The sequence below is a fragment of the Streptomyces sp. NPDC048637 genome (assembly GCF_040650675.1).
In the GTDB taxonomy this organism is placed as follows: domain Bacteria; phylum Actinomycetota; class Actinomycetes; order Streptomycetales; family Streptomycetaceae; genus Streptomyces.
On the sequence record NZ_JBEZHQ010000020.1, the window covers coordinates 132,250 to 148,477 of the forward strand.

Consider the following 16,228-nt stretch of genomic DNA (forward strand, 5'->3'; position numbering starts at 1 on the left):
TGTCTTCTCCGTCGTCGCGGTGGGCGTAGTGCCTGGTGCGGGTGCGGGGTGCGGTTACTGGGGCGGATTGCCGTGCTTGCGGGCGGGCAGGTCCGCATGCTTGGTGCGCAGCATTTCCAGGGCGCGGATGAGGGTGTGGCGGGTTTCGGCGGGGTCGATGACGTCGTCGACCAGGCCGCGCTCGGCCGCGTAATAGGGGTGCATCAGCTCGGACTTGTACTCCTTGACCATGCGCACCCGCATGGCCTCGGAGTCGTCCGCCTCGGCGATCTGCTTGCGGAAGATGACGTTGGCGGCGCCCTCGGCGCCCATCACCGCGATCTCGTTGGTGGGCCAGGCGTACGTCAGGTCGGCACCGATGGACTGCGAGTCCATGACGATGTAGGCGCCGCCGTAGGCCTTGCGCAGTACGAGGGAGATCCGCGGGACGGTGGCGTTGCAGTAGGCGTAGAGCAGCTTGGCGCCGTGCCGGATGATGCCGCCGTGCTCCTGGTCGACGCCGGGCAGGAAGCCGGGGACGTCGAGCAGGGTGACGATCGGGATGTTGAAGGCGTCGCACATCTGGACGAAGCGGGCGGACTTCTCGGACGCCTCGATGTCCAGCACACCGGCCAGCGACTGCGGCTGGTTGGCGATGATGCCCACCACGCGGCCGTCGAGCCGGGACAGCGCGCAGATGATGTTGGTCGCCCAGCGCTCGTGGACCTCCAGGTACTCGCCGTCGTCGACGATCTCCTCGATGACCTTGCGCATGTCGTACGGGCGGTTGCCGTCGGCGGGGACCAGGTCCAGCAGCGCGTCACCGGAACGGTCGGCGGGGTCCTCGCAGGGCACCGTCGGCGGGTTCTCCCGGTTGTTCGCCGGCAGCAGCGAGAGGAGGTAGCGGACCTCCTCCAGGCAGGTGGCCTCGTCGTCGTACGCGAAGTGCGCCACCCCCGAGGTCTCGGCGTGCACATCGGCACCGCCCAGGCCGTTCTGGGTGATCTCCTCGCCGGTCACCGCGCGGACCACGTCGGGTCCGGTGATGAACATCTGCGAGGTCTCGCGGACCATGAAGACGAAGTCCGTCAGGGCCGGGGAGTAGGCGGCACCGCCGGCGCAGGGGCCGAGCATGACGGAGATCTGCGGGATGACACCCGAGGCCTTGGTGTTGCGCTGGAAGATGCCGCCGTAGCCGGCGAGCGCGGAGACGCCCTCCTGGATACGGGCGCCGGCGCCGTCGTTCAGCGACACCAGCGGCGCACCGGCCTGGATGGCCATGTCCATGATCTTGTGGATCTTGGTGGCGTGGGCCTCGCCCAGCGCACCACCGAAGATCCGGAAGTCGTGCGCGTAGGTGAAGACGGTCCGGCCGTGCACGGTGCCCCAGCCGGTGATCACGCCATCGGTGTAGGGCTTCTTCGCCTCCAGGCCGAAACCCGTCGCCCGGTGCCGCCGCAGCGGCTCGACCTCGTTGAACGAACCCTCGTCCAGCAGCAGCTCGATCCGCTCGCGGGCCGTCAGCTTGCCCTTGGCACGCTGCGCTTCGGTGGCACGCTCGCTGGGGCCTCGCCGAACCTGCTCACGGATGGCGTGCAGTTCGGCGACGCGCCCGCGGGCGTCGTTGGCGCCGGCGGGCACATCTTCGACAGTGGTCATGTATCGACGGTACGTGGGCGAGGCGCCCCACACCGATGTCGGTTTCGTACAACGTCGCATGCGATTTGGTGGGCAGGCAGTACAGAACCACGCTGTCCGCGCCCTGCGTCCCGGCGTCCGTTCGGGTGGCGGAGCCGTTCCACGTCTGTATGGGCCCCACAAACCGTGGCGGCGCGATGTTGTCGTGACCGGCTGGTCGGACGGGCCGGTTTCCGGTCACCGCAACCGCACCGTGCAGGTGTGGGTGGCGCAGCTCGTGCCGGGGGTCAGGCGCAGCCGCAGGGTCTGTCCGGTGGCCAGCACCTCGATCGCCGGGTCGTGGGCGAGCACCGCGCGCACCGGCTGTGACCAGGTGATCTCCAGCGTATCGCCGGAACGGTCGGGGGCGGCGAGGCACAGCCGGGCCGTGCGGCCGCGGCCCGCCGGCCGCCCGCGCCGGCGTTCCCGGACCAGCACGCTCGCCGGGCCGCTGCTGGTGAGCGGCCCGGCGCTGCCCGGGCGCCAGAAGTTGGCGGCCGTTACGCCGAGCGGGTCGACGGCGATCGCCTGCCGGTCCGCGTCGTTGGCGAGCACGGTCAGCCAGCGCCGGTCGGCGGCGCGGGCGGCGAGGGTGCGGGGGGTGGCGCCCGGCATGAGGAGGTAGGCGTAGCAGGCGTCGGTGGGGTCGGTGCCGTGGTCGTGCCAGAGGGTGAGATAGCGGCGGGTGAACGGCTGCGGGGAGGAGGTGCTGTTGATGTCGTGCCAGGAGCCGGTGCGGGCCTCGCGCAGCACCTTGAGGGGAGCGCCGCCGGGGGATCCGGGGAAGACCCAGCCGCCGTGTCCGGCGAGGTGGGCCCAGTGGGCGCGGTGGAAGGCGCGGGTCGCGCCGGGCGTGCCGGGCTGCGGTACGCCGTCGACGGTGAGCACCGCGGTGCCGGACTCGCCCAGGCAGCGGTTGTCGACGACGGTCTCGGCGGGCACCCCGTCGCGGGCGGTGATGCCGGCGCCCAGACAGACGACGCAGTCCGCCAGCGCGAACCAGGACTTCCTGGCGGTGAGGGTCGAGGCCAGACCGCGCAGGTCCTGGCCGATGGTGGCGAATTCGCCGTCGGTGGTCCCGCCGACCCAGCGCGCGGCGGGCTTGGGCTCGCCCCAGCCACCGCCTTCGTTGTCGGCCAGCCGCTTGGTGGACACCGTCGTGCCGGGGAGTCGGTAGGGGTCGACGGTGGGCCAGAAGGCGTCTGTGTACTGGTCGCCCCCGAAATCCGCGCCCCACCAGGAGAGCATGCCGGCGCCGGTGTGCCAGCCGTGCGGGTTCTCGCCGTTGCCGTTCTCGTAGTACGCAATGCGGTCGGAGGCCATGGCCAGACCGGCGGCCCAGCCGGGGCGGCGGTGCACGGCGCGGTCCATGGCGGGGAACAGCCGGTGGCCGACGGGTTCGGGGGCGGCGGCGCCGGAGCTCCCGGCGATCGTGTGGAGCCGGGCGAGGTCGGCGACGGTGTACTGCCGGTCGGTGAGCACCGGCAGCGTACGGTCGCGGGCGATCCAGCCCTTGATCATGGCGTGCCAGCGGTCCCGCTCGGCGCTGCTCGCGCTCCGGGCGAGCAGCGCGACGGCGGCGATCAGCGCATGGCCGTGGTAGTGGTCGCTGCGCAGGACATGCCGTTCGTCGCTGCGGAGATAGCCGCGGCTGATGGCGCGGCCGTTGACGCTGTCCATCATCAGGCCGTTGTGGAGCAGCGGTGCGTAGGCCCGCTCGACGCTGTCGAAGATGATCTGCCGGGCCGGGTCGGTGATCTCCCAGGACGAGCCGCCGAGCAGGGTGAACAGCCGGCCGAGGCCGTCCAGCAGGACATAGCCGTAGGTGCCGGAGTAGGCAACCCAGGTGTGCTGGATGAAGGAGCCGTCGGCGTAGAGGCCGTCGCCCTTGGTGACGTACGGGAAGACCGGTGAGAGGGCGTCACTGGCCAGGGCGATCTTGTCGGGGGCGCGGCCGAGGACGCCGCGCAGCGCGACGACCCGGCACAGGTCGACGCGGTTGGCGCCGGTGCTGGTCCCGGTGTAGTCGCCGAGCAGGGTGTCGGGCACGAAGTGGTCGACGGCGGCCAGACAGCGGGTGCGCAGGTCGTCGGGGAGGCCGCCGCCGTCGGGCAGCCGCTCGTCGAGGAGCGCGACGGTGTCGAGGAGGAGTCTGGGGCTGCCGATCTGCCACTCCCACCAGTTTCCGTAGCGGGTGGTGGCGGTGTTGTAGACGGTGGCTTCGAGGTGGCCGAGGCCGGTGACGAGGGCCTCGGCGAGGCCGGGGTCACCGGTACGGCCGGTGCCGGGCTGGGCGTAGGCCTGGGCCATGGTGTGCAGCCGGCTGTAGCTCTGGGTGATGCCGGACGGCGGGTCGTAGCGGCAGTCGGGCCAGAGGGAGCCGGCGGCCGGGCGCATGCCCGCCTGGAAGGTGCTCGCGAGGGCGCCGGTCTCCTGGAGGGCGGCGGCGTAGGGCGGGGCGGTGGGGTCGAAACCGGTGCCGAGGGTGAGCTCGCACCAGCGGCGGCGGAGGGCGGTGAACTCGTCGGCGGGGGCGGCCGGCCCGGGGGCGGCGTGCGCGGGGCCGGCCGCGAGGCCGAGCGCACCTGCGGTGGAGACGGCGAGAAATCCTCTGCGTGACCAGACGGGCAGGGCGGGGACTGGTGGCACGGTCGGTCCTCTCCAGAGCGTCAACTGGGGGGTGGCGCTGCGCACTTGGGAGTTCCCGATGGTCTAGCACGGGCCGTCGGCGAGCGGCAATGACCGCGCCGGAACACCGGCCGCCACCCGTCCGGCGGAGCCCGGCCGAGGCGAGAGAGGTTGAACGTTGAACCAGATAGGGCTACCGTAAATCTCGTTGAAGCTTAAACAAAATGTCGCGCACGCCCCGTGCACCGTCTTTGAGGAGGAGCCATGGCTCTGTTCCACCGCAAGCGCACCGCCAACACCGCCGACACCGCCCCCGCCGCCACCGCTGCCGTCCTCGAACCGGATCCCGTGCTCGTGCCGCTGACCGGCGACTACACCATCGACCCGGCACACAGCAGCATCGGCTTCACCGTCCGGCATGCCATGGTCACCAACGTCCGCGGCTCCTTCGGCGCGTACGAGGGCACGCTCCACCTCGACGGCACCGACCCGTCCCGCTCCACCGCGTCCCTCGACGTCGAGATCGCCGGCATCGACACCGGGATCGCGGACCGCGACGGCCATCTGCGCAGCGCCGACTTCTTCGACGCCGAGTCCTTCCCGCTGATGACCTTCCGCAGCACTGCCGCCGAAAGCGTGTCCAGGGACCGCTGCAGCATCACCGGGGACCTCACCCTCCGGGGTGTCACCAAGCCGCTCACCATCGACCTGAAGTTCCACGGCGCGGCCACCGATGTCTACGGCGCCGAGCGGGTCGGCTTCGAGGGCAGCGCCGAGATCCTGCGCTCCGACTGGGGCCTGACCTGGAACGCCGCGCTGGAGACCGGCGGGGTGATGGTCAGCGACAAGGTCCGGCTCACCTTCGACATCTCGGCCGTCAAGGCGGCCCCGCAGGCCTGAGCCCGCCGCTCCGCCCTGCGACCGCGGCCCCGCGCCGGCCTCTCCCCCGAGGGCCGGCACGGGGCCGCGGTCGCACCGTCGCCGTGGCGGTCACTCCTGCGGCTCGACCCCGGCCCGCAGCAGCCCGTACGCATAGGCGTCGTCCAGCGCCTGCCAGGACGCGGCGATGACGTTCTCCGCGACACCGACCGTGGACCACTCGCTCCGGCCGTCGCTGGTGGAGACCAGGACCCGGGTGATCGAGCCGGTGCCCAGGGCGCCCTCCAGGATGCGGACCTTGTAGTCCACCAGCTCCATGTGGGCCAGCTGCGGATAGATCCGCTCCAGCCCCACCCGCAGCGCCCGGTCCAGCGCGTTGACCGGGCCGTTGCCCTCGGCGGTGGCGACGATCCGCTCCCCCTTGGCCCACAGCTTCACGGTCGCCTCGTTGGCGTGCGTACCGTCCGGGCGGTCCTCGACGATCGCCCGCCAGGACTCCACCGTGAAGTAACTGCGCGCCCGGCCGCCCTCCGCCCGCTGGAGCTCCGCGCGCAGCAGCAGCTCGAAGGACGCATCGGCGGCCTCGTACGTGTAGCCCGCCAGCTCACGCTCCTTGACCCGCTCGACGACGCGGCCGACCAGCTCACGGTCGCCGCTCAGATCGATGCCCAGCTCCTTGCCCTTGAGCTCGATGGACGCCCGGCCGGCCATGTCGGAGACCAGCATCCGCATGGTGTTGCCGACCAGCGCCGGATCGATGTGCTGGTAGAGATCCGGGTCGACCTTGATGGCGGAGGCGTGCAGTCCGGCCTTGTGGGCGAAGGCGGAGACGCCGACATAGGGCTGGTGGGTGGAGGGGGTGAGGTTGACGACCTCGGCGATGGCGTGCGAGATCCGGGTGGTCTCGGCGAGCTTGCCCTCGGGCAGCACCTGGCGCCCGTACTTGAGCTCCAGGGCGGCGACGACCGGGAAGAGGTTGGAGTTGCCGACCCGCTCGCCGTAGCCGTTGGCGGTGCACTGGACGTGGGTGGCGCCCGCGTCCACCGCGGCCAGGGTGTTGGCGACGGCACAGCCGGTGTCGTCCTGGGCGTGGATGCCCAGCCGCGCACCGGTGTCCGCGAGGACGGTCCGTACGACGGCGGTGACCTGCGCCGGGAGCATTCCGCCGTTGGTGTCGCAGAGCACCACGACATCGGCGCCGGCCTCGCTGGCGGTGCGGACGACCTGCTTGGCGTAGACCGCGTCCAGGGCGTAGCCGTCGAAGAAGTGCTCACAGTCGAGGAAGACCCGGCGGCCCTGGTCGCGCAGGTACCGGACGGTGTCCCGCACCATCGCGAGGTTCTCCTCGGGGGTGGTGCGCAGCGCCAGCTCCACATGCCCGACATGGGACTTGGCGACCAGCGTGATGACCGGCGCCCCGGACTCCAGCAGCGCGGCGACCTGCGGATCGTCCTCGACACGGACACCGGCCTTGCGGGTGGCGCCGAACGCGACCAGCTGGGCGTGCCGGAAGTCGATCTCCTCGCGGGCCCGCTGGAAGAACTCGGTGTCCCGCGGATTGGCGCCGGGCCAGCCCCCCTCGATGAAGCCGACCCCGAATTCTTCGAGGTGCCGGGCGATGGTCAGCTTGTCGGCGACGGTGAGGTTGATGCCCTCGCGCTGTGCACCGTCGCGGAGCGTGGTGTCGAAGACATGGAAGTCGTCGGACACCGCGTCGGCGGGACGAGGGGTGGGCAGCGGGGAGGGCTCGGGTGCGTCCGTCATGCTGGTCTGGCTCCTGTCGGGATCTCGGTCTACCGGAATAACCGGTTCCACCGTCCCTCCATGATCCCTCGCGCTCCGCCTCCGGTGAGATGTGGGCCGGAAACGAAAAAACCTCTCGCGGGTGCGAGAGGTCTGCGCGCGGGTCTGGGACGACGGTGGCCACGCCGTACTCGGTTCGTACGGGGCGGTCACTGCGGACCGGCGCGCCTGCTGCCAATAATCATGGCGAACGAGAGCACGGTCCGCAGTGTGCCACACCCCCGGGCGGCCCAGCGGGACGTCTCACTATACGGGCGGGCCTTCCATCTGAGCGGTCCGCCCGTCCACACCCGCCCAGTGACGGAGCGCGGCGGTGGCCCGCGCCCGGTCCCGGGGCGCCAGCTCGGCGATGCTGACGACATGACTGGTGTCCGGCGCCAGGTAGACGTGCGCGTCCCGGCTGCCGCCGCCGGTACGGAACGGCTCGGCCCGCGCGGGGTCGTTCTGGCCGTACACCAAGCTCAGTTCGCTGCCGTGACGCCGGACCCAGCGGTCGATATCGGGCATCGCGCCCGGCTGGAAGCGCAGCGGAATACTGCGCGGCACATAGGTCCGCATCCTCTGGATGCCGGGGTAGCGCAGCTTGCCGGCCAGCTGTGGGGCGGCGAGTTCCACGAAGCCGAGCTGGGTGCCCAGCTGGTAGAAGGACGCGGTGACGGGCGAGAGACGGCGGTCGGTGTAGCCGGGGAGGCCGACCGTGCCGTTGAACCAGAGGTACAGCGCGTCGCTGTCGGCGGAGGGCCGGGGGATACGGTCGCAGCCCGTCTCACCCGCCCGCATCCAGAAGAGCATGGGCAGTTGGAGCACGGTGAGCTCCAGGACGCGGTCGGCGCTTCCGATGGTGCGGAAGGTGTCGCCCCCGCGGGCGGCCCAGCGGGCGAGGCGGTCCGCCATCTCCGCTCGCCGGGGGCCCAGCAGCGCGCGCTGCACGGCGGTGAGTGCGGCCCGGCAGGCGGGGCTGCCCCGCTGCGCCAGGAAGCGGTCCACGGCGGTGTCGTCCCGGTCGTCGGTGTTGTTCGGGGCCGAGTACGCCACCGAGCCGGCCACGTCGTGCGGGTAGAAGCGCCGGTGGTAGACGGTGGCCATACCGCCCTTGCTGCTGCCGGTGGAGATCCACCGTGCGCGGTAGAGCGGCTTGAGCGCCTGGATCAGCCGGTGGTGGTCGCTCGCGGCCTGCCGGATGTCGAGCTTGGTCCAGTCGGTGGGACGGGGGCGGGAGGTGCCGAAGTACCGCTGTTCGGTGCTGATCTGGTTGCTGTCGAGGATCTCGGTCGGCTCGGCGCGGAAGCCGGGGCCCTGGTAGTTGAGGTCATAGCCGTTGGTGTGGAGGACCATCGGCCGGGCGGTGGACCGGTGCAGCAGGTTCAGCCGCTGGGCGAAGGTGCCCCGGTCGGGGTGCCGGTGGTCGACGGGCTGGCGGTAGGTCAGCGCGAAGGCGCGGTAGCCGGCGGGGGCCGGGTTCTCCTTGACCACCCGCATACCGGGCACGGCCGCGAGCCTGGCGCGGATGTCGTCGGCGGCCGGGCGGGCCGCGGCCGGGTGCGCCCCGCCGGTCCGGGCGGTCGCCACGGACGGCGCCACGACGCCCGACGTCAGCAGGCCCGTCAGCAACAGCGGCAGGAGTAAACGCTTCGTGTATGTCATGCCGTCCAGCCAAGCCGTCCGGCGCCGGATGCGGATCCCCCGGGAACGGCAAACGGCCTCCCCCGGGCGGGGGAGGCCGTTCCGGACCGGGACAAACCCTCAGTCGGCGACGGGTGTCCCCACCGGCGCCCGGCCGGCTTCCGCGCCGTCCGCCGGCTTGCCGACCCGGTGCAGATCGATGGTGCGGGTCTCGCGCATCGTGATGTAGACGATCAGCGAGACGGCGGCGCAGCCGGCGACGTACCAGTAGTAGCCGGACTCGATGCCGCCCTCCTTGAACCACAGGGCGACATACTCCGCGGTGCCGCCGAACAGCGCGTTGGCGATCGCGTACGGCAGGGCCACACCCAGCGCACGGATGCCGGTCGGGAACAGCTCGGCCTTCACACAGGCGTTGATCGAGGTGTAGCCGGTGACGACGACCAGGGCGAGCAGCGAGAGCCCGAGGGCCGGCCAGAAGCTGCCGGCGTGCTGGAGCAGCGTCATGATCGGCACGGTCAGGAACGTCGAGCCGACCGCGAAGGTGATCAGCAGCGGACGCCGCCCGATCCGGTCGGAGAGCTTGCCGGCCAGCGGCTGGATGCACATGAAGATGAAGAGCGCGCAGAAGCTGACCAGGGAGGCGGTCGGCTTGTCCAGACCGGCGCTGCCCGAGAGGTACTTGGTGAGGTACGTCGTGTACGTGTAGTACGCGACCGTGCCGCCCATGGTGAGCGCGATGACCAGGAACGCCTCGCGCTTGTGGGCCAGCAGCGCCTTGATGGTGCCGCGCGCCGGGTCGGCGTTGGCGCTGTCGTCCTCGGCGTACACCTCGGTCTCCAGCATGTTGCGGCGCAGATAGAAGACGATCGCGGCGCCCAGCGCACCGATGATGAACGGGATCCGCCAGGCCCAGCTGTGCAGCGCGTCCTCGGACAGGGTGCGCTGCAGCACGATCTGCAGACCGAGGCCGAGCAGCTGCCCGGCGGTCATCGACACGTACTGGAAGCTGGAGGCGAAGCCGCGGTGGCCGGGCGCGGAGGCCTCGGTGAGGTAGGTCGCGCTGGCCGCGTACTCCCCGCCGACCGAAAGCCCCTGCAGCATCCGCGCGACGAGCAGCACGGCCACCCCGCCGTAGCCCGCCACCGCGTAGGTGGGTGCGACGGCGATCAGGATCGCCGAGGCGGACATCAGCGTGACGGTCAGCGTGAGCGCGGCCTTCCGGCCCTTGCGGTCCCCGATCCGGCCCAGCACCCAGCCGCCGACCGGGCGCATGAAGAAGCCCACGGCGAAGATCCCCATGGTGTTCATGAGGTTCGCGGTGTCATTCCCCTTCGGGAAGAACGAATCCGCAAAATAGACTGCAAAGCTGGCGTAAACGAACCAGTCGAACCACTCGACCATGTTGCCGGCCGAGCCGACCCAGATCTTCTTCCATTGCTCTCGTCCCATAGCCGGTTACGGTCTCGGAACCGGAGGCCCCGGGCAAGAGCGCAGGCGGCAACGATCGCAGCTACTTGCGTGCGTTGTGGTCATGGGGGCGCGGAGGCGGCGCACGACCGCCCCCGGTCAGCCCTGCGGGCCGGCGGACAGCGCCTCGTCCAGGAATTCCCGTACGTGGTCCAGGACTTGCTCGCGGTCCGTGCCCAGGAGGCCGACGACGAGCTGGGAGCCGAAGCCGTCGAGCAGGGCGCGGGTGCGGGTGGCGAAGCGTTCGGCGTCGACGGGGCGGAACTCGCCCTTCGACACGCCCTCGACGAGCAGGGCCACCAGGTCGCGGTGCCAGGCCAGTTCCAGTTCCAGCTGGCGTTCGCGGGTCTCGTCGTCGGCGTTCTGGGAGCGGTTCCACACCTCCAGCCACAGCGTCCAGCGCGGGTCGCGGTGGCCGTCGGGGAGGTAGAGGGCGACCAGGGCGTCCAGCCGTTCGCGGGCCGGGACACGGCGGGAGAGGGCGGCCCGGCGCTCGGCGCCGAGCTGCTCCTCGCTCCACTGGAGGGTCTGCAGCAGCAACTCGTCCTTCGTACCGAAGTAGTAGAGAATGTGGCCGCTGCTCATGCCGACCTCGCGGCCCAGTCCGGCCATGGTCAGCCGGTCCAGGCCCTCCGCGGCGATGGTCGTCATCGCCGCGGCCAGGACCTGCTCGCGGGGCTGGTTGAGCCGGCGCCGGGGACGGCGCGCGGGACCGGGCACGGGGACCTCCGGGGTCGGCTGGGGCAGGTCTGCGGATCAGGCCTTCGGCTGCTGCTGGGTGATGCAGTGGATACCGCCACCCGCTGCGAAGATCGTACGGGCGTCCACGAGGGTCACCGTCCGGCCGGGGAAGAGCCGCCGGAAGATCGCGGCCGCCTCCTCGTCGCGCGGGTCGTCGAAACCGCACAGCACCACGCCATCGTTGCAGAGGTAGTGGTTGATGTAGGAGTAGTCGACCAGCTCGCCGTCCTCCTCGATGACGGTCGGCGCGGGCACCTCGATGACCTCCAGCTCCCGGCCCCTGGCGTCGGTGGAGCCGCGCAGCAGCTTGGCGATCTCCTGGCAGATCGCGTGGTCGGGGTGGTCCGGGTCGGGCTGGGTGTGGACGAGCACGGTGCCGGGGCGGGCGAAGGCGGCGACGATGTCGACATGGCCGCGGGTGCCGAACTGCCCGTAGTCGGCGGCCAGGCCGCGCGGCAGCCAGATCGCCTTGGTGGTGCCGAGGTGGGCGTGGATCTCGGCCTCCACCTCCTCCGGTGTACGGCCGGGGTTGCGGCCCGGGTCGAGCTGGACGGTCTCGGTGAGCAGGACGGTGCCCTCGCCGTCGATGTGGATGCCGCCGCCCTCGTTGACCAGGGGGGTGGCGTAGCGGCGGGCGCCGGCCAGCGCACCGACCTGCTCGGCGATCTTCTCGTCGAGGTCCCAGCGGGCCCATTCCTGGGCGCCCCAGCCGTTGAACACCCAGTCGGCGGCAGCGAGTTGCCCGGCGCCGTCGGTGAGGAAGGTGGGGCCGATGTCGCGCATCCAGGCGTCGTTCAGCGGGCGCTCGACGATCTCGATGTCCGCACTGAGCAGGGCGCGGGCGCCGTCCGCCTGGCCGGTTCCGGCGACGACGGTGACCGGCTCGAACCGGCGGACCGCACGGGCGACGGCCGCCCAGGCGCGGCGGGCCCCGGCCAGCGTCTCGCCGCCCTCCTCGCCGAAGGTGAAATTGGGGCCGGGCCAGGCCATCCAGGTGCGCTCGTGCCGGGCCCACTCCGGGGGCATACGGAAGCCGTCGGCGACAGGGGTGCTCATGCGGGGGTCCTCAGGGTCTGGAGCGGTGTGCGTGTGACAGGCGGGAGGTTCACGAGGGGCAGCCACAAGGCGTGGTAACAGGAAGTGACGCGGTCGCACGAAGTGACGCGGCCACAGGAAGTGACGTGGTCAGAGGAAGTGACGCGGCCACAGGAAGTGCCGTGGTCACAGGAAGTAGAGCCGGGACAGCGACACGGTGTCCGCCGGATCCGAGCGCATCGGATCGCCGTCGAGGGTGACCAGTCCGCTGCTCCCGTCGACCTGCACCTGCCCCACCCGGGAGTTGTGGACGAGGTTGCCGGGGCCGATGCCACGGGTGCCGCGGACGGCGACCCGCCGCCGGCGGGTGGGCATACCGTCACCGCCCTGTTCGGCCGCGGCACGCGCGACGAAGGCGACGGAGATCTCGGCGGGGGTCGCGCCGTACGCCCCGAACTGCGGGCCGAGTACCAGGGGTTCGCAGGTGTCGGTGGCGGCGTTCGGGTCGCCGGTGACGCCGTAGGCGGGGAATCCGGACTTCAGCACCAGCTGCGGTTTGGCACCGAAGTACTGCGGCTTCCACAGCACGACGTCGGCCATCTTGCCGACCTCGATCGACCCGATCTCGTGCGAGAGACCGTGGGCGATGGCGGGGTTGATGGTGAGCTTGGCGATGTAGCGCAGCACCCGTGCGTTGTCGTCATGGGCGCCGTCGCCGGCCTCCCCGTTTCGGGGAAGAAGGGGCCCGAGCTCCGCCTTCATCTTGCCCGCCATCGCGAAGGTACGGCGTACGGTCTCGCCCGCGCGGCCCATGCCCTGGGCGTCGGAGGAGGTGATGCCGATCGCTCCGAGGTCGTGCAGCACATCCTCGGCGCCCATCGTGCCGGCCCGGATGCGGTCGCGGGCCATGGCGGCGTCACCCGGCAGATCGGTCTTCAGGTCGTGGACCGAGACGATCATGCCGTAGTGCTCGGCGACCGCGTCCCGCCCGAAGGGGAGGGTGGGGTTGGTGGAGGAGCCGATGACGTGGGGGACCCCGGCCATCTTGAGGACGTTGGGGACATGGCCGCCGCCGCAGCCCTCGATGTGGAAGGCGTGGATGGTCCGGCCGTCCAGGACGCGCAGGGTGTCCTCGACGGAGAGGCACTCGTTGAGGCCGTCGCTGTGCAGCGCGACCTGGACGTCGTGGTCCTCGGCGACCCGCAGTGCGGTGTCCAGGGCGCGGGCATGGGCGCCCATGTCCTCGTGCACCTTGAAGCCGCAGGCGCCGCCCTCGGCGAGCGCCTCGACCAGCGGGGCGTCGCCCGAGGAGGAGCCCCGGCCGAGGAAGCCGATATTGACCGGCCAGGCGTCGAAGGCGCTGAAGGCGTGCCCCAGCGCCCAGGGGGAGTTGACGCCGACGCCCCAGACCGGCCCGAATTCCTGGCCGATGACGGTGGTCACGCCGGAGGCCAGCGAGGCCTCCATGACGCGCGGCGAGAGCAGATGGACATGGGTGTCGACGGCGCCCGCGGTGGCGATCATGCCTTCACCGGAGACGATGGACGTCCCCGTACCGACGACGACATCGACACCGTCGAGGGTGTCGGGGTTGCCGGCCCGCCCTATGGCGTGGATGCGGCCCTCGCGGATACCGATGGACAGCTTGCGGATGCCCTGGACCGCGTCGATGACCAGGACGTTGCTGATCACCACATCGCAGGTCTCGCGGACCGCGGCGGCCTTGAGGTGGAGCCCGTCGCGGGCGGTCTTGCCGAAGCCGGCGAGGAACTCGTCACCGGGCTTCTGGGCGTCGGACTCGACCCGGACGACCAGGCCCGAGTCGCCGAGGACGACCCGGTCGCCGGCCCGCGGGCCGTGCACGGACGCGTACTCGTGGGGGTCGATGCTGCCCGTCATGCCTGTTCCTCCGCTCCCAGGTAGCCGCAGGCGGCGGCCCGCCGCAGCGCTTCCGTCTTGGCGCCCGGCGCATCCAGCGGGCCGTCGACGAGACCGGCGAAGCCGATCGCGATCCGGTCGCCGCCGATCGGGACCAGACCGACCTCCGAGGCGCCGCCGGGGTCGAACCGCACCGACGAGCCGGCCGGGACGCACAGCCGCATGCCGTACGCGGCGCCGCGGTCGAAGTCCAGCCGGGGGTTGGCCTCGAAGAAGTGGAAGTGCGAGGTGACGCTGATGGGCACCGTCGCGGTGTTGCGCACGGTCAGTACGGCCGCGGGCGCGGGCTCGGGGCCGGCCGGGCCGGGGAGTACCGCGCCGGGCGCGGGGGTCCCCTCGCTCCCCCCGGCCGACGGGCGGGCGCCGATCGGGTCGCTGACCACCGCGAGCCGGGAGCCGTCGTCAAAGACGGCTTCCACATGCACCTCGGTGACCACCTCGGCCACGCCCGGCAGCACATCGTCCGGACCGAGCACACCGCGTGCCGCCTCGATGGCCTGAGCGAGGCGGCGCCCGTCCCGCGCCGCCTCGCAGACTGTGTCCGCGATCAACGCGGTCGCCTCGGGCACATTCAGCTTCAGTCCGCGGGCCCGGCGCGTCCGCGCCAGCTCGGCCGCGCCGAACAGCAGCAGCCGGTCGCGTTCCGTCGGGGTCAACCGCATCCCGTCACACCTCCACCTCGATTTGAGCATCACTCTAACCATGAAAATCGTCAACGGGAAAGCATTGACCGCTGACATAGGCATGAGTCACATTGAGCGCTGCTCTAAATATGCGGTGAATAGAGCACCGCTCTAAATGATCTCGCAGCGGGCACCGCGCCCGGCGAGCACTGTCCACAGCCCGGAGCACTGCACGGAGCGCTGCTCCGAGCACTGCACGGAGCGCTGTTCACACACTGTTGTCCGGCCTCTCAGGGGAGCCCTCATGCCGATCGAACAACGCGGAGTCGACACCATCCCGGACGAGGAACGCACCAGCGGCCCTCGCGACCTGATCGCGATCCTGCTCGGGTCAAACCTCGCCCTCGGCGTGGTGATCTTCGGCTGGCTCCCGGTCTCCTTCGGCCTCGGCTTCTGGCCCTCGGTGACCTCCCTGGCGGCGGGCACCCTCGTCGGCACCCTGCTGACCGCGCCGCTCGCCCTGGTCTCGCTGCGCAGCGCCACCAACCTCTCGACCAGCAGCGGTGCCCACTTCGGCGTGCGCGGCCGGCTGATCGGCTCGGTCATCGGCCTGCTGCTGTCGCTGGGCTACACGGCGCTGACCCTGTGGGTGGGCGGCGACGCGGTGGTGGGATGTCTGCACCGGCTGACCGGGCTGCCGTCGAGCGGCGCGACCTACGCCCTGGTCTACGCCCTGCTGGCGGGCGCCACCGCCGTCGGCGCGGTCTACGGCTACCGGGTCCTGCTGCGGCTGAGCAAGGTGCTCGCCATCGGGCTGACCGTCCTGCTGGCCATCGGCGTCGTCGCCTACGCCGACACCTTCACCACCGCCGCACCGCCCGGCAGCGCGTACGTGCTCGGCGGCTTCTGGCAGACCTGGCTGCTGGCCGCCGTCTCCGCGGGCCTGAGCGGCCCCATCGCCTTCATCACGCTGCTCGGGGACTACAGCCGCTATATCTCCCCGCGGCGGCACAGCTCCAGGAAGGTCTTCGGCGCCACCTGTCTGGGCCTGGTGGTCGGTCTGCTGGTGCCGCAGCTCTTCGGTACGTTCACCGCGCTCGCGGTCGGCGCGGGCGCGGACTACGCGGGCCCGCTGGTGGCCGGCGCGCCGCTCTGGTACCTGGCGCTGCTGCTGCTCAACGCCTCGGCCGGCTCCATCGGCAATTCCGGTCTGATGCTCTACAGCATGGGCCTCGACCTGGACGCGATCCTGCCGCGCGCGACCCGCACCCAGGCCACCTATGTCGTCGCCGCGCTCGCGACCACGCTGGTCTACGCCGGCCACTTCCTGTGGGCGGCGCAGGAGGCGATGACCTCGTTCGTGCTGCTGATGACCGCCGTGGGGACGCCCTGGGCGGTAATCACCGTGATCGGCTTCGTCCGCTGCCGCGGCGCCTACGACCCGGAGTCGCTTCAGGTCTACAACCGCGGCACGCGCGGCGGCGTGTACTGGTACCGGGCGGGCTGGCACGTCCGGGCGACGCTGGCCTGGGCGCTGGGCTCCGTGTTCGGCCTGCTGGGCGTGGACACCCCGCTCTACCAGGGGCCGCTGCTCCCGCTGACCGGCGGCATCGACCTCAGCTTCGTGCTCGCGGCGGCCGTGGGCGCCATCGCGTATCTGGCCCTGACCGCCCGGGACCCGCGCCCGGGCGGTCAGGGCCTGCGCACCGTACCGCCCGCTCCCCCGGCCCCGGCCGCAGAAGCCGCCGCGGAGGTCGGCTGAACCGGCCCGGACAGGACCGAGGCCGCCCCCCCCCGGGGGGAGGGGGGGGGCGCGGTGCGGTGCCGGCCCC

At 71.5% G+C, this 16,228-nt stretch carries 11 protein-coding genes; 2 read left to right on the forward strand and 9 right to left on the reverse strand.

What is annotated here, in order from left to right:
* Positions 1-54: 54 nt before the first annotated feature.
* Together AB0C46_RS24275 and AB0C46_RS24280 are read right to left on the reverse strand one after the other, a co-directional pair.
* Positions 55-1,638, reverse strand: coding sequence for an acyl-CoA carboxylase subunit beta (locus AB0C46_RS24275; RefSeq protein ID WP_018087209.1), 1,584 nt, complete (start codon positions 1,636-1,638; stop codon positions 55-57).
* Positions 1,639-1,854: 216 nt separating this feature from the next.
* A complete protein-coding gene (locus AB0C46_RS24280) occupies positions 1,855-4,305 on the reverse strand; it encodes a polysaccharide lyase 8 family protein (RefSeq protein ID WP_362830207.1) in 2,451 nt (816 codons plus the stop codon).
* 243 nt (positions 4,306-4,548) lie between these two features.
* Between AB0C46_RS24280 and AB0C46_RS24285 the strand changes: the two genes are divergently transcribed.
* On the forward strand, positions 4,549-5,184 hold the full coding sequence (locus tag AB0C46_RS24285) for a YceI family protein (protein ID WP_362830208.1): 636 nt from the start codon (positions 4,549-4,551) through the stop codon (positions 5,182-5,184).
* A 90-nt stretch (positions 5,185-5,274) separates the two neighbouring features.
* On the opposite strand, the gene cimA is transcribed toward AB0C46_RS24285, so the two are convergent.
* The 7 genes from cimA to ureA form a co-directional block, all read right to left on the reverse strand.
* Positions 5,275-6,927, reverse strand: a complete 1,653-nt coding sequence (gene cimA, locus AB0C46_RS24290) for a citramalate synthase (RefSeq protein ID WP_362830210.1) — start codon at positions 6,925-6,927, stop codon at positions 5,275-5,277.
* 285 nt (positions 6,928-7,212) lie between these two features.
* A complete protein-coding gene (locus tag AB0C46_RS24295; RefSeq protein ID WP_362830211.1) occupies positions 7,213-8,610 on the reverse strand; it encodes a S28 family serine protease in 1,398 nt (465 codons plus the stop codon).
* A gap of 99 nt (positions 8,611-8,709) precedes the next feature.
* Positions 8,710-10,041, reverse strand: a complete 1,332-nt coding sequence (locus tag AB0C46_RS24300; protein ID WP_362830213.1) for an MFS transporter — start codon at positions 10,039-10,041, stop codon at positions 8,710-8,712.
* A gap of 117 nt (positions 10,042-10,158) precedes the next feature.
* Entirely contained in the window at positions 10,159-10,779 is a 621-nt protein-coding gene (locus AB0C46_RS24305) for a TetR/AcrR family transcriptional regulator (RefSeq protein ID WP_362830214.1), read from the reverse strand.
* A 36-nt stretch (positions 10,780-10,815) separates the two neighbouring features.
* Positions 10,816-11,856: an agmatine deiminase family protein gene (locus AB0C46_RS24310; RefSeq protein ID WP_362830215.1), complete on the reverse strand. Its 1,041-nt coding sequence runs from the start codon at positions 11,854-11,856 to the stop codon at positions 10,816-10,818.
* 165 nt (positions 11,857-12,021) lie between these two features.
* Positions 12,022-13,734, reverse strand: coding sequence for an urease subunit alpha (locus tag AB0C46_RS24315; RefSeq protein WP_362830217.1), 1,713 nt, complete (start codon positions 13,732-13,734; stop codon positions 12,022-12,024).
* On the reverse strand, positions 13,731-14,435 hold the full coding sequence (gene ureA / locus AB0C46_RS24320; protein ID WP_362830218.1) for an urease subunit gamma: 705 nt from the start codon (positions 14,433-14,435) through the stop codon (positions 13,731-13,733). Before ureA ends, AB0C46_RS24315 begins: the two co-directional genes overlap by 4 nt.
* A gap of 265 nt (positions 14,436-14,700) precedes the next feature.
* On the opposite strand from ureA, the gene AB0C46_RS24325 reads away from it, so the two are divergent.
* Positions 14,701-16,158 (forward strand): cytosine permease, encoded by a 1,458-nt coding sequence (locus AB0C46_RS24325; RefSeq protein ID WP_362830219.1) that lies wholly within the window; start codon positions 14,701-14,703, stop codon positions 16,156-16,158.
* Positions 16,159-16,228: the final 70 nt, after the last annotated feature.

Coding starts and splice junctions, on each gene's coding strand:
- AB0C46_RS24275 (WP_018087209.1), bottom strand. CDS start 1,638: ATGACCACTGTCGAAGATGTGCCCGCCGGCGCCAACGACGCCCGCGGG.
- ureA (WP_362830218.1), bottom strand. CDS start 14,435: ATGCGGTTGACCCCGACGGAACGCGACCGGCTGCTGCTGTTCGGCGCG.
- AB0C46_RS24310 (WP_362830215.1), bottom strand. CDS start 11,856: ATGAGCACCCCTGTCGCCGACGGCTTCCGTATGCCCCCGGAGTGGGCC.
- cimA (WP_362830210.1), bottom strand. CDS start 6,927: ATGACGGACGCACCCGAGCCCTCCCCGCTGCCCACCCCTCGTCCCGCC.
- AB0C46_RS24295 (WP_362830211.1), bottom strand. CDS start 8,610: ATGACATACACGAAGCGTTTACTCCTGCCGCTGTTGCTGACGGGCCTG.
- AB0C46_RS24285 (WP_362830208.1), top strand. CDS start 4,549: ATGGCTCTGTTCCACCGCAAGCGCACCGCCAACACCGCCGACACCGCC.
- AB0C46_RS24300 (WP_362830213.1), bottom strand. CDS start 10,041: ATGGGACGAGAGCAATGGAAGAAGATCTGGGTCGGCTCGGCCGGCAAC.
- AB0C46_RS24325 (WP_362830219.1), top strand. CDS start 14,701: ATGCCGATCGAACAACGCGGAGTCGACACCATCCCGGACGAGGAACGC.
- AB0C46_RS24315 (WP_362830217.1), bottom strand. CDS start 13,734: ATGACGGGCAGCATCGACCCCCACGAGTACGCGTCCGTGCACGGCCCG.